Raw genomic sequence first — 22,014 nt, forward strand, 5'->3', positions numbered from 1 at the left:
AACCATCAAGACCATCGACGGAGAAGCTGACCGAGCCGTGGCATGCGCGGGCCGCGATCGAAAGCATTTCCTTAACCATGGCGGTTCAGGATTTGGCTTTGGCCAGCAAGGATCTGCTGTTTGAAAACGCCGGCGCGCCCCCTTGTCCGCTCAGCACTTCTCGTTGTCGCGGCCGCGATGACCCTGGCGCTGACGCCGGCAAAGGCCTCGGATTTCTCCGAACCTTGGAAGGATGCCGACCGGGCGCTGGTCGTCGACGCCTACGAATACAATTCCATCGACTGGACCCGGCTAGCCGCCGACAAGCGTCTTGTCGGCTTCATCAACAAGGCATCCGACGGAATGCCGCCACCATATTTCTGTTTCGGCGACGAGACCGAGACGCGGCTGTGCAAGACGCTTTGGAAGCGCCATGCGATGGCACAGGAACTGTTCCAGACGCGCAAGGTGGTGGCCAAGGCGCTGGGCCTGAAATGGGGTGCCTATCATCTCGCCCGCCCCGGCAACCCCGTGGGACAGGCCAATAATTTCATCGAGTTCGCCGAACCCGGGCCGGACGACCTGCTTGCCCTCGACATCGAGGACGACGACCCGACGCAGTGGATGTCGCTGGACGACGCCGAAGAATTTGTGCGCCATGTGCATCGTCGGGTTGGCCGCTTTCCGGTGCTCTACACCAACGGCACGACAGCCAGGCATATCGCCGACAACAAGTATAAATACCCGCTCCTGTCCCGGCTGCCGCTGTGGTATGCGCGCTACAAGCCAGACATCGGCGTGCATTTTCCGATGGGCAACTGGCAGGGTTATGCGCTCTGGCAGTTTTCGGCGCGAGCAAATTGCGGCCGGTTCCGCTGCCCTTACAGGGTCGCGGGCACACCCAACGATATCGACGTCAGCGTCGCGCCGATGAACGCCACGGAATTGCGCGCGCAGTGGCCGTTCGGCGGCCTGATCGACGTGCAGCCGGATTACCTCGCCTCCATACCGGTGCCGCTCTCACGCGAAGCCGGGCTCGCCGGCGGCACCATCACTTACGCTAGCGTGACGCCAGCAAGCTTCGAGGAGATGGTCGCGGTATTCAGGGCTCGCCTGGCCAGGTTCAGCAGCGGCTTTCAAATACCTGCGGCGAAGGCGGTGCCGGGCCTTCTGCGCGGGATTGCCGAATATGTCGCCTGGACGCGAAACGAAAAGCGTGCGGCATCGGTGCCAGGATTTGTCTCCACCGCCGATGCGGTCAGCAGCGTCTCGACCGAATTCGACCACGGCTTGCGCTGAGACCGAAGGCCGCCCGAGCATCAGTTCGCCTGCTCGCGCGCCACCGCCAGCCAGCCAATGTCGCGGCGGCAAAAGCCTTGCGGCCAGTCGATCCGGTCGAGCGCGGCGTAAGCCTTCTTCTGCGCCTCGCCGACCGTGCGGCCGGTCGCCGTGATGTTGAGCACGCGACCGCCATTGGCGACGAGTGCGCCGCCGTTTATGGCGGTGCCGGCATGAAATATCTCGACGCCCTCACCCGCCGCCGCCTCGACGCCGCGGATGACCGAGCCCTTTTCCGGCGTGCCGGGATAGCCCCTGGCTGCCATCACCACGGTGAGCGCCGCCTCGTCGCGCCAGCGCACCGAGGTGTGCGCCAGCTGGCCGTCGGCGGCTGCGTTGAGCAGGACGAGCAGATCGTCCTTCAGCCGCATCATCAGCACCTGGCATTCCGGGTCGCCGAAACGGGTGTTGTATTCGATCAGCTTCGGCCCCTTGTCAGTGATCATCAGCCCGGCAAACAGCACGCCGGAAAACGGCGCGCCTGTTTCAGCCATGCCGCGCATGGTAGGCGCGACGATCTCGCGCATGGTCCGGTCGATCATCTCCGGCGTCATCACCGGGGCCGGCGAATAGGCGCCCATGCCGCCGGTGTTCGGGCCGGTGTCGCCGTCACTGAGGCGCTTATGGTCCTGCGCGGTGCCGAAGGGCAGCGCGGTGGTGCCGTCGCACAGGCAGAAGAAACTTGCTTCTTCACCGACGAGAAACTCCTCGACCACCACTTCCGCGCCGGCCTGGCCGAAGGAGCCGTCAAAACAGGCGTCGAGCGCGGCCAGCGCCTCGTCAAGCGTCATGGCGACGGTGACGCCCTTGCCGGCAGCGAGGCCGTCGGCCTTGATGACGATCGGCGCACCCGTCTTCTCGACATAGGCCCTGGCCGAAGCCAGATCGCCAAAGCGGCCATAGGCGGCCGTCGGGATGCCGTATTTGGCGCAGAGGTCCTTGGTGAAACCTTTCGAGCCTTCCAGCCGTGCCGCTGCCTTTGACGGTCCGAAGACGCGGATGCCCTCGGCGCGCAGGTCGTCGGCAATGCCGGCGACCAGCGGCCCTTCCGGCCCGACCACGACGAGGCCTATTTCATTCTCGAGGCAAAACCGGGCCACCGCCGTGTGATCCGCAATATCGAGCCTCACCAGCTCGGCTTCGCGGCCGATGCCCGGATTGCCGGGCACCGCGTAGAGTTTGGTCAGCAGCGGCGACGCCGCGATCTTCCAAGCAAGCGCATGCTCTCGTCCGCCGGAGCCGATCAGCAAAACACGCATGCCCAGATTCCTTGCCATTTCACGACCAGGACTGCGCTATTGCGCCGCGCGCGACGGGTCAAGACATTTGGCTGCCGAAGCGCCGATTGCGCGTGGCGAGCGTGCGGGGGCTGCTTGACGCTTGACGGCATTCGCCTCTGCTGCCACTCCAGCAAAATGGAAACCGTCCAGTCGAAAGCGGCCCAGGGCCGCGTCGCCGATGCGCCGAGCGGCCACTGGGTCTATCGCGTGCTGCCGCGGCGGTTGTGGCCCTATGCGCAGCTTGCCCGGTGGGACCGGCCGATCGGCTGGCAATTGCTGCTGTGGCCATGCTGGTGGTCGGCTGCGCTTGCCGCGAGCGCCTATCCGCGTCCGACGGACCCGCTTCTCTCTCTGCTGCCGTCGCCGTGGTATCTGCTGCTGTTTTTTCTTGGCGCGTTCGCCATGCGCGGCGCCGGCTGCACCTACAATGATTTGGTCGACGAGGACATCGACAACCAGGTGGAACGCACGCGCTCGCGGCCGCTGCCGGCCGGCAAGGTCACGCGCCGGCAGGCCTGGATGTTTGTTGTCGTGCAGGCACTGGTCGGCCTTGCCGTGCTTTTGCAGTTCAACAGCTTCGCCATCTTGCTCGGCATCGGCTCGCTGGTCATCGTCGCCGTCTACCCGTTCATGAAGCGGTACACCAACTGGCCGCAACTCGTTCTCGGCCTTGCCTTTTCCTGGGGAGCGCTGATGGGATGGGCGGTCGAGTTCGGCGATCTCGATGGGCCGGCAATCATGCTCTATATCGGCTCGATCCTGTGGGTGATCGGCTATGACACGATCTATGCGCATCAGGACAAGGAAGACGACGCCATCGTCGGCGTGCGCTCGACGGCGCGCCTGTTCGGCGACAATACCAAGGCCTGGCTGGCCGGGCTTTATGGCGGAGCGCTGGTCTGCTTCGCCATCGCCTTTGCCTCGGCACAGGCACCGGTGCCTGCACTTGCCGGGCTGATCGCCGCCGGCGCGCATCTGGCGCGGCAGATCGGCGTGCTCGACATCGACGATCCGGACCAGTGCCTGAGGCTGTTCAGATCGAACAACCAGGTCGGCTGGCTGATCTTCCTCGGCCTGATCGGCGGCGCGGTCTGGGTGGCGCTGAAGCCGCTGGTTTAAGAGCCAGCGGTATCGATTCGGCAGCTGCGGAATCGACCTTTCTCCAACTGCTTATGCCGCCCCTCATCGCCCTGCCGGGCACTTCTCCCCGTATAGCGACGGGGAGAAGCACGCCTTCGCAACGGATTTCGCCAATCTCAAGCGTTTGCAGAAAGAGTGCCGAAATTGCGGCCAGTGTCCCTTCTCCCCGTCACTATACGGGGAGAAGGTGGCGGCAGCCGGATGAGGGGCAGCGCCAACTTGCAAGCTGATTTCAATCTACTCCCGCGAAATGAGCTCCTCGCCGCCGATGACCAGCCTGAGGCCGAGGTCGCCGGCGCGGCGGCGGGCGAGGAAGCGCGGGCGGCGCATGGTCGAGACGCGACCCTTGCGGCGGTCCTGCGCCGGCAGCGCCTTGATGGCGGCGCCGAGCGATTCTTCCAGCGTGCGGGCAATGCCGTCGGCCTCGATCAGCAGCATCGGCAGGCGGTAGGCGTCGGCCCAGGCGCGCCAGTCGGCGGCGACGTCGTCGAGATCGTCGGCGACCAGCAGCGGCACCGACAGCATCGGGTCATTGTGCAGAAGCTCAAGCGTCACTGTGACATTGCCATCCGGATCCTCCATCGCGCGGGCGGCGACGCCGCGAAACGCGTTGGCGGGCAGAGCGATGATCGCCGGCACGCCGCTCATCTCCAGCGTGCGGCGGATAACCGCGCCGCGCTGGTCGATGGTGAAGGTAACGTCGCCATAGTCGTCGCGGGTGGCGTAGCTCACCACTTGCGGCAGGCGGAATGGGTCGAGGCGCATATTGCGGCCGGCCCAGACTGGCTTCAGTCCAGTGTTCATATCGTGCCTTTCCTGTTTCTCCTGAGAGCCGGTGTTTCCGGTTCTCCGGGCCGGTTTTCCCAGCCTCGTTTGTGGAGAAACATTAGCGCGGGCTTCTTATCCTCGCGCTTAAGAAAGTCGGTTAAATTTTGCTGATCCGGGGCGGATGGTTATCGGAATGCCAACCGGCGCAGGCCGGCGAAAGGATCAGATAACCTTACCCGGATTCATGATGCCGGCCGGATCGAAGGCGGCCTTCACCCTGCGCATCAGCTCGATCGCCATCGGCGGCGCCGTCGCGATCAATTCGTCCCGCTTCAACTGGCCGATGCCGTGCTCGGCCGAGATCGAGCCATGAAACGAGCGCACGACGTCGTGCACGGCCTTGTTCATGACGTGGTAAAGGCCGAGAAACGCCTCGTCATCGCCGTCGACCGGCCGGGAGATATTGTAGTGCAGATTGCCGTCGCCCATGTGGCCGAAGCAGACGACGCGCGCGCCGGGACTGACCGATTGCACGGCGCCGGCGGCCTTTTCGATGAAGGGCGGGATTGACGCCACCGGCACCGAGATGTCGTGCTTGATCGAGGCACCTTCCGGCTTTTGCGCCTCGGGCAGCACCTCGCGGAAATTCCAGAACGCATCGCCCTGGGCCATGCTTGCCGCGATCACCGCATCGCCGACGATGCCTTGCTCGAGGCCTGCCTCCAGCACCTCCTCGATCAGCGCCCTGGCATCGTCGGCCGAACGGCCCGACGAGATCTGCATCAGCACATACCACGGCCAATCGCCGGCAAGCGGCCGCACCACGCCTTGCGCGTGGGCAAGCGTGAAGTCGTAGGGCCTCTGGCCGATCAGCTCGAAGGCGGTGAGCGCTGCCCCTGCACGGTCCATCGCCAGGCTGAACAGCGACAATGCCGCCGCCGGCGATGACAGGCCGGCAAACGCCACCTCGCGCCCCTTGGGCTTGGGGAACAGCTTGAGCACGGCGGCGGTAATGATGCCGAGCGTACCCTCGGCGCCGACGAACAGGTTCTTCAGATCGTAGCCGGTATTGTCTTTTTTCAGCTTGCGCAGATCGTCGAACACTTCACCGGTCGGCAGCACCACTTCGACGCCGAGGCAGAGCTCGCGCGCATTGCCGTAGGCAAGCACGCCGGTGCCGCCGGCGTTGGACGAGAGATTGCCGCCGATCTGGCAGGAGCCTTGCGCGGCAAGCGACAGCGGAAACAGCCGGTCGGCGGCATCGGCCGCTTCCTGCAGCGTCTGCAGGATGACGCCGGTTTCGACCGTCACCGTGTTGGACAGCGTATCGATCTCGCGGATGCGGTTCAGCCGCGACAGCGACAGCACGATCTCGCGGCCGGATGCGTCCGGCACCTGGGCGCCGACCAGCCCGGTGTTGCCGCTTTGCGGCACGATGGGCGTGCCGGTTTCGGTCGCCAGCCGCATGATGCGGCTGACCTCCTCGACGCTCCCCGGCCTCAGCACCAGAGCCGTCCTGCCATGCCAAAGTCCGCGCCGCTCGGCTAGGTAAGGCGCGATGTCCTGCTGGTCGCGCAGCGCATATTTATCGCCGACGATTGTCGCAAAGCGCGCGACGACGGCGGGGTCGAGACCTGGGGAAATGTCGTTCATGGGTGGAAACTATGGTGCTCAATCCATCTTGTCACGCGGGGCGATCTTGTCACGCGGGGCGGCGGCGCGCGAAAGCCGGTCGTTGATCGCCTCGCCCAGCCCGTCGAACGGGATCGGTTCGACGGCGATGGTTTTGGCGCCACTGCCATCGAGATCCTGCAGATGGGCGAAGAGATTGCTTGCCGCCTCGCGCAGGTCGCCGGTCTCCGACAAGTTGCGCAGGGCGGCTGCATCGCGCCAGCCTTCGGCACGGCGGCGGCCGAAGGCCAGCAAGGCTTCGCCCGGTGCGACCTCCGCAGCATTGAGCCGCACCGCCGCACCCGGCGCATAGTGCGAGGCGAGCATGCCGGGCGCCTCGATGCCCGAAGCGCCGCGCAGCAACTTTGTCCCGGCCACTGCTTCGATCTCTTCGGCGGCAATGCCGCCCGGCCGCAGCAGCCGCAGCTTTCCAGCTTCGACCTTGACGATGGTCGATTCCAGCCCGACCGGCGTCGCGCCGCCATCGACCACAAGCTTGATCCGGGGACCGAGATCGGCGGCCACGGCTTCGGCCGTCGTGGCGCTGATCCTGCCCGAGGAATTGGCGCTGGGCGCCGCCAGCGCGCGGCCGAACCTGGCGATCAGCTCGCCGCCAAAGCCTTTCGGCATGCGCAGCGCGATCGTTTCCAGGCCGGCGGTGACCAGCGGATGAATGCCGTTGCCGGGCCGTTGCGGCAGCACCAACGTCAGCGGCCCCGGCCAGAATGCCTGCGCCAATCTTTCCGACAGCGGGTCGAACAGCGCGATGCGCTCGGCCATCGCCGGATCGGCTATATGGGCGATCAGCGGGTTGAAGCGAGGTCGGCCCTTGGCTTCGAAGATACGAGCCACGGCAACGCCATTGGTCGCGTCGCCGGCCAGCCCATAAACGGTCTCGGTCGGGATGGCGACGACATCGCCGCTCTCGAGCAGCGCCAACGCCCTTTCCATCGCCTCGCCGACGGCACGAATTTCAGCCACTGTCGTCACCTCACGGATGCGGGTGCCTAATACGCTGACGCCGGGCGAGCAAGCCCAGGCATTGGCGAATCGCAAATCGCTAAAATTCTATGTTTCCCCGCAAGCCGGCATCAACTGCCCTTGGCTAGGGTGCCGTCTTGTTGGGCAAGGGGAATTATCATGCTTTCGATGCGTATCCTTGGAGCGCTTGGTTTGGCGTTTATGGCCGGCACGGCACAGGCCTCGTCGCTGGTTTTTCTCGGGCAAACGACGGCGACGCCTTCGGTGGTAAGTGCCGGCGCGCTCGAGCGGGCGAAAACACCGTCGATCGTCGCGCTCGGCGAGAAGTTGCCTGACGTCAATGAAAACGTCACCGATGAAAAGGTCGCGGCAATCCCGAGCCAGCCGAACCATGGCTTCACCGGAAGCCCGATGATCATTCGCGGCGGTATCGTCGGCGACGCCTTTGCAACGCCAGCGCCCAAAGCCGCGCCGGCCACCGCTGCCGCGCCCGCCGCGGACAGCAAAGCCGACCCAAAGGTCGCCAGCAAAATCCCTGAGCCCGCAGCGCCGCAGCCTGCGACGCTAGCAGCTCCCGACCAGCCGAAATAGCGCCTGAAGCATAAGCGAAGATTTCTTCGCGGACGTCAGCCGGCTATCTTGGAGAAATCCGCGACCCGGTCGGTCGCCGCCCGGATTCGGGCGAGCAATGCCAGGCGATTGGCGCGCACCGCCTGGTCCTCATCGTTTACCAGGACTTTCTCAAAGAATGAATCAACCGGCTCGCGCAACACACTAAGCGCCAGCATGGCGGCGGAAAAGTCTTCGTTTTGAATTGCTTCGCCGGCTTGCCTCTCGGCCTGATTCACCGCCGCGAACAAGGTTTTTTCGGCGTCCTCCCGGAACAGAGCCGGCTCAACGCTGCTTGCAATCGCCGTCGCCTTCTTCTCCTCGGCAGCCACGATGTTGGCCGCGCGCTTGGTGCCGGCAAGCAGGTTCCTGCCGTCCTCGCTGTCGAGGAAGGAGCCGAGGGCTTCGACCCGGCGGACGATTTGAAGCAGGTCGTCATTTTGTGATTGGCCAATCTCCCCCCTTGAGGGGGAGATGCCCGGCAGGGCAGAGGGGGGCGCGACAGAATGAGACGCCGGCGGGACAGCGCCCCCCTCTGTCGGCTGCGCCGACATCTCCCCCTCAAGGGGGGAGATTGGGCGCGAACCCGCCGCGAGTACGGCGTCGATCAGGTCATGCCGCGCGCCCTGATCGCGGAGATAGACTTTTAGGCGATCGTGGAAGAAGGACAGGAGGTTGTTGATCTCTTGCTGCTGCCTTTCTCCGGAACGCTCAAAGGTGTTGTTTGAGATTGCGGAATCGCGTTCGATAACGAGATCGGTAAGCGAATCTCCCCCGAGTTGCTGCTCTAGCTCCGCAGCAATTTCGAACTGTCGGTCGAGTTTGGGATCGCGTATGTGATCTGCAATATCCTCGGACGCGATATTGGCCACAGATTTCAGGGACAACCTAATCCCGTTCTCAATCAGTATCCTCGTTACCCCCAGCGCCGCCCTTCTCAGCGCGTAGGGGTCCTTCGATCCGGTCGGCTTTTCATCAATGGCCCAAAACCCGACCAGCGTGTCGAGCTTGTCTGCGAGCGCGACCGCGATCGACACCGGATCGGTCGGCACGCGATCGGACGGGCCCTGCGGCTTGTAGTGCTCCTCGATGGCGGCGGCGACCGATGGATGCTCGCCCTGCAGCAGCGCGTATTTGCGGCCCATGGCGCCTTGCAGTTCCGGGAACTCGCCAACCACTTCGGTGGTGAGGTCGGCCTTGGCGAGGACGGCGGCGCGGCGCGCCAGCGCGGTAATCTCCCCCCTCGAGGGGGAGATGTCGCCGAAGGCGACAGAGGGGGTCGGCACGTCCTGACGCGACGCCCTATCGCGGACAGAGGATGCCGGCGCTTCACGCGAGGCGACCCCCTCTGGCCTGCCGGCCATCTCCCCCTCAAGGGGGGAGATCGACTGCGCCACGATTGGTGCCAGTTCTTCCGCCAGCCTGGCGATCCGCTCCACCCGCTCGCCTTGCGTGCCGAGCTTGGCGTGGAAGGTGACGCCGAGGTGGTCGAGGCGGGCCATGCGCTGGTCGAGCGGTTTGTTTAGATCGAGTCCGAACTTTTGCGCCGATGCCTGCAGCTGGTCGAGATCCGGCAGGTCGCCCTGGTCGGTCTTCCAGAAATAGAGCGCGTCGGACAGGCGGGCACGCACCACCTTGCCGTTGCCGTGGGCGATCTCCTTGCCGCCATCCTTGGCCTCGATATTGGCGGTCAGGATGAAACGATTGGAGAGCGGCGATTGGCTGATCTCCCCCCTTGAGGGGGAGATGGCCGGTAGGCCAGAGGGGGTCGGCACGACCTGACGCGACTCCCTGTCGCGGACAGGGGATGCCGCCGATCCACGCGAGGCGACCCCCTCTGTCGCCTTCGGCGACATCTCCCCCTCGAGGGGGGAGATTTGGCGCGTCGTCACGAAGCACTTCTGGTTAGCGCGGATGGTGAGCCTGATCACCTCGGCCGGAATGCCCAGAAAATCCTGCTCGAATTCGCCCATCAGCACGACAGGCCATTCGACTAGGCCCGACACTTCCTCCAGCAGCCCCTCGTCCTCGACGAGGTCGAGCCCGCTGGCGAAGGCAAGGTTCCTGGCATCGGCAAGAATGATCTCCTTGCGCCTGTCGGCATCGAGCACGACCTTGGCCGCCTCAAGCTTGGCTACATAATCGTCGAAGCGGCGCACCGTGATGGCGCCAGGCGCATGGAAACGGTGGCCGTAAGTGATATTGCCTGAGCGGATGCCGTCGATCTCGAAATCGACGACCACCGGCTCCTCGGTTTCGGGGCCGAAGGTGCACAGGATCGATTGCAGCGGCCGCACCCAGCGCAGCGAGCCGGGCTTGGCCGAAGCCGGCCCCCAGCGCATCGATTTCGGCCAGGGGAAGTTGCGGATGATGCCCGGCACCAGCTCGGCGATGATCTGCTCCGCCGCCCTGCCCGGCCTGGAAATATGGGCGACGTAGAAGTCGCCCTTCTTCGGATCGGAATGAACATGCGCCTCGGCAATCGAGGCAAGGCCGGCCTTGCGCAGAAAACCTTGCACGGCCGGCTCGGTCGCCTTGGTCGAGGGCCCCTTGATCTCCTCGCTGATGTCCTTCGAGCGGGCGGTCAGGCCGCGAATGTCGAGCGTCAACCGGCGCGGCGTCCAATATTCGCGCGCCGCCTCATAGGTCAGCCCGGCTTCGACCAGACCGTCGGTCAAAAGCTTCTTCAGGTCGCCGGCCGCCTTGCGCTGCATGCGAGCGGGGATTTCTTCGGAACGAAGTTCTAGAAGCAGGTCAGGCATTGAAAGAGCTCACGCGACAAAAAACAGCCGCCGCTTCGCGGCGTCCTCCCCCATCGAGGCGAAGGTAAGCGGGGCATAGCAACTCGGTCGGCTGCTGTCACCCTTCCCAGCAAGATCGGGCCAGCACGATCAAGGCGTCCCACGGCGATTTCCGAAAAAATTCAGCCTCCTGTCGGACACGCGCCGGTCCGCCCGTCCTTGGATCAAAGATTTCCATGAACCGAACGCAGCGCTGAAGCGACCAACGCTCAGGCAGAGAGCTATTGGCTGAACGAGCATGAAAACGGCATCGACATTCCTGCAAATCCTTGCGCTCAGCGCCTGTTTTACAGCGCAGGTGCATGGCACGTTCTCGATGCCCGGCGTCAGGCAAGCGCTGCGGACAATGGCCGGTGCAAGCGGCCAAGGCACGTTGCCAATCAGCGCCCCTGTCGAAATCGCCTGGAGCTAAGCCGCCATTCCGCCCGCCTGCGTCAGCAGAAACGCCTCGCCGCAGGCTTTGGCCAGATTGCGCACCCGCAAGATGTAACTCTGGCGCTCGGTGACCGAAATGACGCCGCGTGCGTCGAGCAGGTTGAAGACGTGGCTGGCCTTGATGCACTGGTCGTAGGCTGGGAAGACCATGCGGTGGAATCCCTCCCCCTTGAGGGGACCAGACAAGGTCTGGCCGGGAGGGGTCGCTCGTGCAGTGCTCGACGCCTGACCTGCGGTGCCTTCTGAGGCGACCCCCTCTGCCCGCTTCGCGGGCTCCCCCTCAAGGGGGAAGATGGGCGCGCCGGCTTGTAGCAACGCCTTGCACTCGGCTTCGGCGTCTTCGAAATGGCGCAGCAACATCGCGGTGTTGGCAAATTCGAAATTGTGGCGCGAATATTCCTGCTCGGCCTGCAGGAAGACGTCGCCATAGGTCACCTTGTCGGCGCCTTCGCGGCCGTTGAAGTTGAGGTCGTAGACATTGTCGACGCCCTGCACATACATGGCCAGCCGTTCCAGCCCGTAAGTGAGCTCGCCCGCCACCGGGGCGCATTCGATGCCGCAGACCTGCTGGAAATAGGTGAACTGCGACACCTCCATGCCGTCGCACCAGCACTCCCAGCCCAGCCCCCAGGCGCCCAGCGTCGGGCTTTCCCAGTCGTCCTCGACGAAGCGGATGTCATGCAGCAGCGGATCGATGCCGATCGCGGCCAGCGAGCCGAGGTAAAGCTCCTGCAGATTGGGCGGATTGGGCTTCAGGATCACCTGGTATTGGTAATAGTGCTGCAGCCGGTTCGGGTTCTCGCCATAGCGGCCGTCCTTGGGGCGGCGCGAGGGCTGGACATAGGCCGCGTTCCAGCGTTTTGGGCCGAGCGCGCGCAATGTCGTTGCCGGATGGAATGTGCCGGCGCCGACTTCCATGTCGTAAGGCTGGAGGACGACGCAGCCATAGTCCGCCCAATAATTATGCAAGGTCAGGATCAGCCCCTGGAACGAGCGGCTGGGATGCATGTGGGCAGGGATATCAACGGTCACGGCGGCCTCCGGCGGGATGCCGGCACGTCCTAGATGCCTGGCCAGCAAGCGTCAAGGCAGCGGGGGGTCAGGCCTTTGAAGGTGTTCCCTTCTCCCCTTGTGGGAGAAGGTGGCCGAGCGAAGCTCGGTCGGATGAGGGGTGTTCCAGCTTGGCATCAACAGTGCTCCGTCCAGCACCCCTCAACCGTCTTGGCGCTGCGCGCCAATCCACCTTCTCCCACAAGGGGAGAAGGAAAGAAGGGTCACCCCTTCGGCGCGGGCCCCGGCACGGGCTTTACGTTCGGGGTTTCCTGCGCCGTGTTGGATTCGATCGGCGGCAGGCCCTTCATCAATTTCTGCTGCAAGGCGGCAAGCACGTCCGGGTCCGGCTTCAGGTCGCGGGCCTGGTTCCACTGGAAGGTGGCTTCCAGCTTGCGGCCGACGCGCCAGTAGACGTCGCCGAGGTGATCGTTGAGCACCGGATCCTCCGGCTTCAACGAAACGGCGCGTTCCATTTCGCGCACCGCATCGTCGAACTGGCCAAGGCGGTAATAGGCCCAGCCCAGCGAATCGACGATGTAGCCGTCGCTCGGCCTCAGGTCGACGGCCTTCTGGATCATCGCGAGGCCTTCCTTGAGGTTCATGTTCTTGTCGACCCAGGAATAGCCGAGATAGTTCAGAACCTGCGGCTGGTCGGGGTAGAGCTCCAGCGCCTTGCGGAAATTCGGCTCGGCCTTCGGCCATTCCTTCAGTCGCTCATAGGCGATGCCGCGCTGGTAGAAAATGTTCCAGTTGGCGGCGGTCGGCGTCTTCAGCACCTCGACTGCCTTGTCGTAAAGATTGGCGGCGGAGCGGAAATCCTCCTTCGAGGAATAGACGCCGCCGAGCGCCAGATAGGCGCGCATGTCGTCTGGATGCGCATCGACGATGGCCTTGAGGTGAGCGATCGCCTCGTCGTTGCGGTCGAGATCGGCAAGGTTGAGGCCAAGCTGCAGGTCCGAAAGCTCCTTCAGCGGCGAGCCAGCGGGAATGCGGCGATAGAGCGCGATGGCGCCCTCGCCGTCTTTCAACTGCTCGGCAACGGCGGCAAGCTGAACGAGCGCCGCGTCGTTGTCGGGCCGCAGCGCCAGGGCATATTGCAGATAAAGCCGCACGAACGGCTCGCCGCCGCCGCGGTTGAGCGCGGTGGCGAGATCGAGCAGGATTTCCGAGGCGCCGTCCGACGGACCGGCAACGAAGGGCTCGATCTTTTCGCCCTTGTTGATCTTGTCGCGAAGCGCCGCAATCTCGACCTTGCCGGGGGCGAACGCCTCGGCCTTGTCGAGCACCGACAGCGCCTTGGCCTTGTCGCCTTTGCGGGCGAGGAAAGAGGCGTAGGCCTGCGCGTTGCGCATCCATGTTTCGGGGGCCGCACCGCCGGCGGCCGTGTCCTGCACGATGGCGGTGTAGAGCGCATCCGCCCTGTCGGGCAGGCCGGAGGCGTCGGCAATCAAGGCACGGTGGAAGGACTTGAACAGGCTGAACCAGTCGGGGCCTTGCAGCTTGTCGATGGAAGCCATGGCCTCGCCGGCGTCACCCGCACCCTGCTTGGCCCAGCCGGTCATGACGCCGGAGATCAGCCGGTCGAGATCGGATTCGAGCGACAGCTTGAGCCAGTATTCGGCCTTGGAGAAATCCTTCTTGTGGAAGGAATCGATGGCCAGCGCCAGGCGCGAGAAGCGCTCGACATCGGGAACCGCCTTGAGCTTGTCGGCATAGACCAGGGATTCGTCGAAGCGCCCCTGCGCGATCAGCGACAGCATCAGGCTCTGCTGCAGTCCCGTATCGTTCGGATCGAAGGCAAGCGCCTGCTTGTAATAGGAAATGGCGCTGTCGAGGTCGTTGTCGCCGTCGGCAATCCTGGCGGCGAGATAGGCCCCCGAGAAGGATGTGATCCTGACCGGCTCGGCGGTCTGTTTGGCATGCGCCGGTAAAGCCGAGATCGCCATGCCCGTCGCGATTGCCAGCCCCGTCAGCCAGCGCGCATATCCTTGCCGCATCATATCCCTTTCAGCCAAACGCCATCTCCGCGTCAGCGGGATCGCCGTAGACTCGATCCTTACAGGTAAAGCATGGCCTTTTTGGGGTCGTGCTTCAACCCGGCCCGAATTCACAATCGGTCAAGCAATTAATAAACCATGCCGAAAGGGCCTGAACTGCGACCCTTGACCGCGTGGCGTCCGCTTTGGCGCTGCCTGTGCGGTGCTATTTCCCGACGCCGTAAGCGATCCATAAGCGCCAACGGTTGAAAGCTTCCGCCATGCAACTTTGCGTGGCAGGATGAGATTTCAATTCTTGCTTCGCCAGCCATGGGGGCGCCGATGCTGGAAGTGCCGCGCGACGAAGAAGCCTTCGCCATCGTTGATCGTATCTACGAAGCAGCGTTCGCCGCCGAGCTGTGGCCGGGAGCGTTGGAAGCGACCAGTGCGATCACGCGCTCGGCAAGCGGCTCGATTTTCATGATCAGCGATCATTCCCCGCTTCGCGCCATCGGCGAGGCGCAGGCCGAGCCCTTGATCGACGCTTTCATGGCAGATTGGAAATTTTCCGAGAGCGTGCAGCGCATGTGCAGCACTCAGCCGGCAAGCTTCGTGCGGGTCGACGACTTCATGACGGGAGAGGAGATCGAGCGGGACCCGATCTATGCGTGGGCAAGAAATTTCGGCGTCGGATCGCCCGTCTGCACGTCGATTCCCATGCCGAGCGGGGAGCTTGTCCTGTTCGTCTTCCAGCGCTGGCTGAAGGACGGCAAATACGATCAGGCGGCGATCGACCTGCTGAACGGGCTCCGTCCGCATCTGGCGCGGGCCGGCCTTGTCGCCGGACGGCTCGGTCTGGAGCGGGCCAGGACCGCCGTGTCCATTCTGAGCGAAATCGGGCTGCCTGCGGCAGTCATGAGCGGATCGGGCCGCGTGCTGACAGCCAACCGCCTTCTGGAAAACATGGCGGACGTGTTCGTTGCCTTGGCCCATGGCGGCATGGCACTTGCCGATGGACCGGCAAACGCGCTTTTCCAGCAGGCCGTTGCGCACAACCAGGACAACCGCGTCGTGCGGTCCATTCCCGTTCCGGCCAGGAAGGGGCGGCCGGCTCTGATCGTTCACCTTTTGCCTTTGCGCCGCGCCGCACATGACATCTTTTCGGGCGCGGATATCCTTGTCGCGGCAACTGCCGTCAGCATCAGCGCGACGGTGCCGTCGCCCGGTATCCTTTCGGGCCTGTTCGACTTGACGCCGGCGGAAGCCCGGCTCGCCGTCGTGCTTGCCTCCGGCCGTTCCGTACAGGAAGCCGCCCTCGAAATCGGCATCGCCGTTAAATCGGCCCGCACCTATCTCGAGCGAATCTTCCGAAAAACCGGCACCAGTCGCCAAAGCCAGCTCGTGGCGCTGCTGACGAGCGCGCGACCGTTTTCGTGATTTCGGCAACTGACCAGTTCCTGTGTTGCTGAATTGCAACAGCAGGCACCGGAAACGCCGCAAAAACAGGGAGAATTCCGTGGGTTGTAGGCATTTGCCGACTGTCCGACGGCGCCCCGCCCAATCATCATCCAATCGAACGACATGAGCGCAGTAAAAGGGGGACATGGAATGAGTGCAGCAACAAGCCCGATCCGGGCCGAAGCCGGGCGGAAAACGCGCCGATCCGTCGATCTGCTTGCCGGCGGCGCCTTGCTTTTCGCTTGCGCATCGACGATGGCCATCGCACCCGCCGCGGCAGGGAACACTTGCGTCGTGTTGGGTGGCGGCAGCGGCGCGACCGCGGGCGGCACCGACTCATTGGCTTGTGGCGCCGGCGCCCAAGCCAACGGCAACAATTCAACGGCCATTGGCGAAAGCGCGGGAGCGGTTGTCGGTGGCTTTACGCCAGGCAACAACAACACCGCCGTAGGTGAGAACGCTGGTTACAACCCAAATGGCAACGGCAACACGGCCGTCGGTTCCGGTATTCCTGGGGCACAGTATGTCGTGGGAGCGGGCTCCCACATCGTCGGAGACTTGAATTCGGCTTTCGGCGTCGGCGCGGGCACAGATGTGCATGGTGATGCCAACACGGCAGTCGGAGTCGGTGCCGGAGCCGGTCAAGCATTCGGACAGGCACTCGTCGGCAATGGCAATTCCGCTTTTGGCAGCCATGCCGGCGCTGTCGTGCAGGGCGACAACAATGCCGCTTTCGGCACGCAGGCCGGGCAGGGCGTCAATGGCGATGACAACGTCGCGATCGGCAACGGCGCGGGAAGCGGCATCACTGCGAACCGCAGCATATCGATCGGCAAGGGAGCGGTTGCTGGACAAGACGATGCGATCGCCATCGGCACCGGCGTGACGACCACGAGGGCCGGCCAGGTGGCGATCGGCAGCACCACCTCGACGTATACGCTCGCAGGCGTCACTTCGGCAGCAAGTCTCGCCGCTCAGAGCGGCGACACGTCGTTGGTGACCACCGATGCGAATGGCAATCTCGCCAGTTCTCCCTTCACCACGCAGCAGGTCAGCAACACGATCAGCACCGTCGCCGTGCACACGACCCAAATCTCCGCACTCGATGCCCGCGTCGGCGCGCTGGAGGGCGGCTTGCAGGATCTTGGCGAGCAGGTCAGCGAAAACCGCTCGGAGGCCCGCGCCGGAACGGCGCTTGCCCTGGCGACGGCGGGACTGCGTTACGACGACAGGCCCGGCAAATTGTCGCTGGCCGGCGGCTTTGGCCATTTCAAGGGCCAGTCGGGCCTGGCGCTCGGCCTCGGCTATAGCCCAAGCCTGGATTTACGCCTCAACGCCGCCGTATCGGCCTCGACGAACCGCGGCGACGTCGGTGTCAGCGTCGGCGCATCATGGACGCTGAACTGATGCAGCCGGCATGACCGCAAAGTTGCCAGGATCGGTGCGATCGGCGGGCAGAATGTTGCTGGCAGCCTTGGTGCTGACGACAGCGGTTCCGCAGCCTGTCCAGCATGCCCTGGCGCAAACGTCGAAAACCCAGAAATCCGCCAAGCCGCAAGCGCCGAAGCCGGCCAATATCGACCGCAACGGCGTGCTGATCCTGGTGCGCACCGCGCTGCTGGCGCTCGACCAGGCCAACAAGACCGGCAATTATACGGTGCTGCGCGATCTTGGCGCGCCGGGCTTCCAGGCCAACAATGCGGCCAAACTGGCCGAGATCTTCGCCAGCCACCGCAATGACGGCATCGACCTCGGCGGCGTCGCGGTGCTGGAGCCGCAATTGACGCTGCTGCCGCAGATCGAGCCGAACGGCATGCTGCATATAGCCGGGTTCTTCCCCTCGGTGCCGATGCAGGTCAATTTCGAGCTTCTGTTCGCGCCGGTCGAGCGACAATGGAAGGTGTTCGGCATCTCGGTTGCGCTCGGCAAGGCCGGCCCGGAAGCGCCGGCAACGGAGCCGGAACCACCAAAGCCTGTCGCCACCGAAATACCCGACCCGCCGACGCCGGAGGTCAGTCCCAGAAGGGCCACCGAACAAGCCGGCAAGTGAGGCGCCACGGCCCGGAGCTCAGGAGGTTTGCGAAAGGCTTGCGTCGAGCGCCTGCATGGCGACGGTGACAAGATCGTGCAGCCGCTTTTTCGGCACGCCGTCGCGTGCCTGCACCGAAAGGCCGTGCAGCAGCGTGGCGTAATAATCCCCCAACGTCTCGGCGTCGGCGTCCGGCTTCAATTCGCCATCGCGCACCGCTTGCTTCAACCGCTCGACGATCGATGCGGTACGCGCCAGCCGATGCTCCGCCAGCCATTGCAGCACGGCGTCATTTTCGACGGCGCAATTGGTCGCGGCCGTCACCACCATGCAGCCCTGCGGCTGCCCCGGCCGCGTATAGATTTCGACGGCGTCGCGAAGCATGCGCTCGATGACGCGCCGGACATTTGGTTCTTCCTGCAGTGCGCGTGTGGCGAAGCCGCCCTCATTGGCCTCGTAAAGTGCCACCGCTTCGCGAAACAGATCCTCCTTCGAGCCGAAGGCGGCATAGATGCGCGCCGATGCGAGACCAAGCGCCGATACGAGATCGGCCATCGAGGTGCCCTCGTAGCCGCGTCTCCAGAAAGCGTCGCGGGCTTTCTCCAGCGCCTGGTCGCGGTCGAATTGCCTTGGCCTGCCTGCCATGGCGGTCTCCAATTTTTGTCGATCAACAAATAATCTGCTTGACTTCGGATTGCAAATCTCAATTCTTTGTCGATCATCAAATAATTGTGGACAAGGAGTCCGACATGAGTTCACTCGATCAAGGCGCGCCGCTCGGGGCGATAACGCAGGGAGCAAGCAGGGCGAAACATGGCGCAACGCTGGCGCTGCTCGCCTTCGCGCAGCTCATCATCTCGCTCGACCTCAACATCGTCTTCGTGGCGTTGCCGAAGATCGGCGCCGGCCTCGGATTTTCAGGCCAGACCCTGCAGTGGGTGGTCAGCGCCTACACCGTGTTCACCGGTGGCTTCCTGCTGTTCGGCGGCCGGGCCGCCGACCTGATCGGCCAGCGCCGCGTCTTCATCTTCGCGCTCTGGCTCTACGCGCTTTCGTCTCTCGTCGGTGGCCTGGCCTGGTCGCCGGAAATCATCATCGCGGCCCGCGCCGTACAAGGCATCGGCGCCGCGTTCCTGTTTCCGGCGACGCTGTCGCTGATCAACCGCCTGTTCGCCGAAGGGCCGGAACGCAACCGGGCGCTCGCCGTCTGGGGCGGCGCGGGCGCCAGCGGCCTGACGCTCGGTTCGCTTGCCGGCGGGTTTCTGACCAGCGCCTTCGGCTGGCCGTCGGTCTTCTACGTCAACGTGCTGCTGGCCGGGATCGCCATCATCGCGGCTTTCGCCATCATCCCGCGCGATCGCAAGCGGCACGAGCAACGCAGCTTCGATCTGCCGGGCGCACTGGCCGTCACCGCCGGCGCGACGCTGCTTGTCTTCACACTGGTTCAGGGGCCTGAATATGGCTGGGGCTCTGTCGCAATCATTGTCAGCGCGGCACTGGCGGCATTCTTCCTGATCGCCTTCACCGTGATCGAGGCCAACAGCGCCGATCCGCTGATGCCGCTGCGCCTGTTCCACAACCGCAGCCTTGTCGCCGGCATGACGATAACCTTCCTCTACATGGCCACTTTCGGCGCGCTGCCCTACTTCCTCACCGTGCTGCTGCAGAACGTGCACGGCTTCACTGCCTTGCAGACGGGCCTCGCCTTTCTCGTGCCGTCGGTCGCCATCGCCACCGGTACGCAACTCGGCGAGCGTCTGGCAACGCGCTTTTCGACGCGCAGCACCCTGGTCGGCGGCATGATCGTCGGCGCGGTCGGCACAGCATTGATGGTATCAGGCGCGACTGCCGACAGCAGCTATCTGTCCCTCGTACCCGGCCTGATCGTCTCCGGCGTCGGACAAGGCATCGTCTGGACCGCAATGTGGATTGCCGCCGCTTCCGGCGTTGCCCATGACCAGCAAGGCGTCGCCTCGGGGATGGCTTCGACGACGCTCAATGTCGGCAACGCCATCGGCATGGCCGTGCTGATTGCGATTGCGAACAGCCAAATCGGCGAATTGTCCGGCAATGCGTTGAAAATTGCCGTCGCCGACGGCATCCAGGTCGCCTTCTGGCTCGCGGCGGCGGGCATCGTCGTTAGCCTGCTGGCAGCAATGGTTCTTCCGGCAAAGGCTCGATGAGAACAAGCGCGGGGCGCCGATGCCTCTCAATTCACCCGGCTGATGCAGAAATCGATGACGTCGATCAGCGCCGATTTCTGCGGCGTCGCCTCGAGCGGCGCCAGCGCGTCACGGGCGATCTCGCCGAAATGGCGGGCGCGCCCGATGGTGTCGGCAATTGCGCCGTGGCGGAGCATCAGGCCGATGGCCTTCTCCAGCCCGGCATCGTCGGCGGCATTGTCCTCGATGGCGCGTTTCCAGAAGCTGCGCTCGGCCTTGGTGCCGCGCCGATAGGCGAGGATCACCGGCAGCGTCACCTTGCCCTCGCGGAAATCGTCGCCGACATTCTTGCCGAGGTCCTTGCTGGTGCCGCCGTAATCCAGCGCGTCATCGATCAGCTGGAAGGCAAGGCCGAGATTCATGCCGTAGGAGCGGAGTGCTGCACGATCATTGCGCGTCGCCTGAGCGATGACGGGGCCGACCTCGGCGGCGGCGGAAAACAGCGCCGCGGTCTTGGCCTTGATCACCGCGAAATGCTCATCCTCGGTGGTCTCGAGGTTTTTTGCGGCAGCGAGCTGCATCACCTCGCCTTCGGCGATGACCGAGGCCGCGCTCGACAGGATATCGAGCGCTTCAAGCGAGCCGACATCGACCATCATGCGAAAGGCTTGGCCGAGCAGGAAATCACCGACCAGAACACTGGCCTGGTTGCCCCAGATCATACGCGCCGTCTTCTTGCCGCGCCGCATGCCGCTTTCGTCGACGACGTCGTCGTGGAGAAGTGTCGCGGTATGCATGAATTCGACCGATGTGGCGAGCTTGACATGGCCGTCGCCGGAATAGCCGAACATCTGGGCCGCGGCGAGCGTCAGCATCGGCCGCAGCCGTTTGCCGCCCGACGAGATCAGATGGTTGGCTATCTCCGGAATCATCTCGACATCGGAGCCGGCCTTCGACAGGATCAATTTGTTGACGCGCCCCATGTCGGCCGCGGTCAGGTCGATGAGGTCCTTTATCGAGGCGGCTTCGCGCTTCCCGTTTTCAATGTTGAGAACGACACCCACGGCAAAACTCCCAACCTCGATATGCACGACGGCAACATGGTCCCTGGACAGACTCTAGGGTGTCACCCACCGGCGCGGCAAGAGGCGAATTGGCGCGCCGGCTCTGGTACATGATCACGCCTACGTTTACATCAACGCCGCAAACTGCGAGTTTCATCCGATGATAGAGCTCATCCGCACCAACGACGCCGTCATCATTTCGTTTGTCGAATCGCTGATGCGCGATGCCGGCATCGGCTGTTTCGTCGCCGACCAGAACATGAGCGTGCTCGACGGCTCGATCGGCATCCTGCCCCGCCGTGTCATGGTGGACGCCGACAAGGCCGATGCGGCGCGGCGCATCCTGACGGATGCAGGCATCGCCAACGAGATCCGCCAAAAATAATGTCCGCGTCGCCCGCTGCCCTTGTCCCGGACATGCCGGCTCATACGGTCGACGCCTTCCATCGCGGTCGCTTCTGGCTGGTGCAGCCGAGAAAGGCGGGCCACCGCGCCGGCATGGATGCGATGATGCTGGCGGCTGCCGTGCCGTCCTCGTTCGCCGGGCGGCTTGCTGACTTTGGCGCGGGTGCCGGTGCCGCCGGCCTGGCGGTACTGTCGCGCTGCCCCGCTGCAGAGGCCGTGCTTGTCGAGCGTTCCCCGGAAATGGCGGCCTTCGCCACAACCACGCTTGCCCATCCCGGCAATGCGCATCTCAGCGACCGCGCCTCGGTGCTCGTCGCCGATGTCACGCTGTCGGGCCGGGCGCGAACGGCCGCCGGCCTCGAGGACAACAGCTTCGATTTCGTCATCATGAACCCGCCGTTCAATGCCGCCGAGGATCGCGCGACGCCCGATCCGCTGAGAAAGGCCGCGCACGTCTCGGAGGACGGGCTGTTCGACAGCTGGATCCGCAGCGCGGCCGCGGTGGTCAGGCCGGGCGGCGGGCTGGCCGTCATCGCCAGGCCGGAACAGCTCGGCGCCATCCTCGATGCCATTGCCGGCCGCTTCGGCGACGCCGAGATGCTGGCCGTCCACCCTCGCCCCGAGGCGGCAGCGATCCGCATCGTCGTCCGGGCAATTCTCTGCGCACGCGGCAAACTGTCGATCCGACCGCCGCTGATGCTGCATGCCTATTCAGGCAATGGCCCCTCGGAACGGGCAGAGCTGATCAATAACGGGCTGGCGTCGCTGTTCGGAGACTGATCCATTCTGATTGCCGGCGTGACGGCATTGCCGTTGGCCGGCGAATTCCTACATGCCTCAAGCAAATCGACCGGAGACCGCCCCC

19 protein-coding genes are annotated in these 22,014 nt (G+C 64.3%); 10 read left to right on the forward strand and 9 right to left on the reverse strand.

What is annotated here, in order from left to right; translation table 11 throughout:
- Positions 1 to 177: 177 nt before the first annotated feature.
- On the forward strand, positions 178 to 1,278 hold the full coding sequence (locus NKI24_RS23615; RefSeq protein ID WP_352748840.1) for a glycoside hydrolase family 25 protein: 1,101 nt from the start codon (positions 178 to 180) through the stop codon (positions 1,276 to 1,278).
- Between the two features lie 20 nt (positions 1,279 to 1,298).
- Here NKI24_RS23615 and purD read toward each other — a convergent pair whose 3' ends face one another.
- Positions 1,299 to 2,576 carry a phosphoribosylamine--glycine ligase gene (gene purD / locus NKI24_RS23620; RefSeq protein WP_352748795.1) on the reverse strand — a complete coding sequence of 426 codons (1,278 nt, stop codon included), beginning with the start codon at positions 2,574 to 2,576 and terminating at the stop codon, positions 1,299 to 1,301.
- Positions 2,577 to 2,732: 156 nt separating this feature from the next.
- Here purD and ubiA point away from each other — a divergent pair, with 156 nt between their 5' ends.
- Positions 2,733 to 3,716, forward strand: coding sequence for a 4-hydroxybenzoate octaprenyltransferase (gene ubiA, locus NKI24_RS23625; protein WP_352748796.1), 984 nt, complete (start codon positions 2,733 to 2,735; stop codon positions 3,714 to 3,716).
- 258 nt (positions 3,717 to 3,974) lie between these two features.
- Here ubiA and NKI24_RS23630 read toward each other — a convergent pair whose 3' ends face one another.
- The 3 genes from NKI24_RS23630 to NKI24_RS23640 form a co-directional block, all read right to left on the reverse strand.
- Positions 3,975 to 4,541, reverse strand: coding sequence for a DUF6101 family protein (locus NKI24_RS23630; protein WP_023674094.1), 567 nt, complete (start codon positions 4,539 to 4,541; stop codon positions 3,975 to 3,977).
- 186 nt (positions 4,542 to 4,727) lie between these two features.
- The gene (locus NKI24_RS23635; protein ID WP_352748798.1) at positions 4,728 to 6,158 is read right to left on the reverse strand and encodes an FAD-binding oxidoreductase; all 1,431 of its coding nucleotides are present in this window, start codon (positions 6,156 to 6,158) and stop codon (positions 4,728 to 4,730) included.
- An 18-nt stretch (positions 6,159 to 6,176) separates the two neighbouring features.
- Positions 6,177 to 7,157: an L-threonylcarbamoyladenylate synthase gene (locus tag NKI24_RS23640; RefSeq protein WP_352748801.1), complete on the reverse strand. Its 981-nt coding sequence runs from the start codon at positions 7,155 to 7,157 to the stop codon at positions 6,177 to 6,179.
- Between the two features lie 159 nt (positions 7,158 to 7,316).
- Between NKI24_RS23640 and NKI24_RS23645 the strand changes: the two genes are divergently transcribed.
- Positions 7,317 to 7,748 carry a hypothetical protein gene (locus tag NKI24_RS23645; protein WP_352748804.1) on the forward strand — a complete coding sequence of 144 codons (432 nt, stop codon included), beginning with the start codon at positions 7,317 to 7,319 and terminating at the stop codon, positions 7,746 to 7,748.
- A 35-nt stretch (positions 7,749 to 7,783) separates the two neighbouring features.
- Here the strand turns inward: NKI24_RS23645 and NKI24_RS23650 are convergent, their stop codons facing one another.
- Complete coding sequence (locus NKI24_RS23650) at positions 7,784 to 10,528, reverse strand: glycine--tRNA ligase subunit beta (protein WP_352748806.1); 2,745 nt, start codon at positions 10,526 to 10,528, stop codon at positions 7,784 to 7,786.
- A 277-nt stretch (positions 10,529 to 10,805) separates the two neighbouring features.
- Here NKI24_RS23650 and NKI24_RS23655 point away from each other — a divergent pair, with 277 nt between their 5' ends.
- Positions 10,806 to 10,979: a hypothetical protein gene (locus tag NKI24_RS23655; RefSeq protein ID WP_352748809.1), complete on the forward strand. Its 174-nt coding sequence runs from the start codon at positions 10,806 to 10,808 to the stop codon at positions 10,977 to 10,979.
- On the opposite strand, the gene NKI24_RS23660 is transcribed toward NKI24_RS23655, so the two are convergent.
- On the reverse strand, positions 10,976 to 12,010 hold the full coding sequence (locus NKI24_RS23660) for a glycine--tRNA ligase subunit alpha (protein ID WP_352743712.1): 1,035 nt from the start codon (positions 12,008 to 12,010) through the stop codon (positions 10,976 to 10,978). The two genes, NKI24_RS23655 and NKI24_RS23660, sit on opposite strands and share 4 nt — an antisense overlap.
- A 266-nt stretch (positions 12,011 to 12,276) precedes the next feature.
- Entirely contained in the window at positions 12,277 to 14,052 is a 1,776-nt protein-coding gene (locus tag NKI24_RS23665) for a tetratricopeptide repeat protein (RefSeq protein WP_352748843.1), read from the reverse strand.
- Positions 14,053 to 14,373: 321 nt separating this feature from the next.
- On the opposite strand from NKI24_RS23665, the gene NKI24_RS23670 reads away from it, so the two are divergent.
- From NKI24_RS23670 to NKI24_RS23680, 3 genes are all read left to right on the forward strand, one after another.
- Positions 14,374 to 15,468 (forward strand): helix-turn-helix transcriptional regulator, encoded by a 1,095-nt coding sequence (locus NKI24_RS23670; protein WP_352743389.1) that lies wholly within the window; start codon positions 14,374 to 14,376, stop codon positions 15,466 to 15,468.
- A gap of 171 nt (positions 15,469 to 15,639) precedes the next feature.
- A complete protein-coding gene (locus NKI24_RS23675) occupies positions 15,640 to 16,896 on the forward strand; it encodes a YadA-like family protein (RefSeq protein ID WP_352748811.1) in 1,257 nt (418 codons plus the stop codon).
- Positions 16,897 to 16,948: 52 nt separating this feature from the next.
- Complete coding sequence (locus NKI24_RS23680) at positions 16,949 to 17,539, forward strand: hypothetical protein (protein ID WP_352748813.1); 591 nt, start codon at positions 16,949 to 16,951, stop codon at positions 17,537 to 17,539.
- Positions 17,540 to 17,557: 18 nt separating this feature from the next.
- Here NKI24_RS23680 and NKI24_RS23685 read toward each other — a convergent pair whose 3' ends face one another.
- Positions 17,558 to 18,163 (reverse strand): TetR/AcrR family transcriptional regulator, encoded by a 606-nt coding sequence (locus tag NKI24_RS23685; RefSeq protein WP_352748816.1) that lies wholly within the window; start codon positions 18,161 to 18,163, stop codon positions 17,558 to 17,560.
- Positions 18,164 to 18,267: 104 nt separating this feature from the next.
- On the opposite strand from NKI24_RS23685, the gene NKI24_RS23690 reads away from it, so the two are divergent.
- Positions 18,268 to 19,701: an MFS transporter gene (locus NKI24_RS23690; protein ID WP_352748819.1), complete on the forward strand. Its 1,434-nt coding sequence runs from the start codon at positions 18,268 to 18,270 to the stop codon at positions 19,699 to 19,701.
- Between the two features lie 26 nt (positions 19,702 to 19,727).
- Here the strand turns inward: NKI24_RS23690 and NKI24_RS23695 are convergent, their stop codons facing one another.
- Complete coding sequence (locus NKI24_RS23695) at positions 19,728 to 20,744, reverse strand: polyprenyl synthetase family protein (RefSeq protein WP_292663011.1); 1,017 nt, start codon at positions 20,742 to 20,744, stop codon at positions 19,728 to 19,730.
- A gap of 160 nt (positions 20,745 to 20,904) precedes the next feature.
- Between NKI24_RS23695 and NKI24_RS23700 the strand changes: the two genes are divergently transcribed.
- Together NKI24_RS23700 and NKI24_RS23705 are read left to right on the forward strand one after the other, a co-directional pair.
- Positions 20,905 to 21,129, forward strand: coding sequence for a putative signal transducing protein (locus tag NKI24_RS23700; protein ID WP_023674082.1), 225 nt, complete (start codon positions 20,905 to 20,907; stop codon positions 21,127 to 21,129).
- Positions 21,129 to 21,929, forward strand: a complete 801-nt coding sequence (locus NKI24_RS23705) for a tRNA1(Val) (adenine(37)-N6)-methyltransferase (RefSeq protein ID WP_352748822.1) — start codon at positions 21,129 to 21,131, stop codon at positions 21,927 to 21,929. The genes NKI24_RS23700 and NKI24_RS23705 overlap by 1 nt, the downstream gene beginning before the upstream one ends.
- Positions 21,930 to 22,014 lie beyond the last annotated feature (85 nt).

Source organism: Mesorhizobium sp. M0701 (assembly GCF_040320365.1).
Lineage (GTDB): Bacteria > Pseudomonadota > Alphaproteobacteria > Rhizobiales > Rhizobiaceae > Mesorhizobium.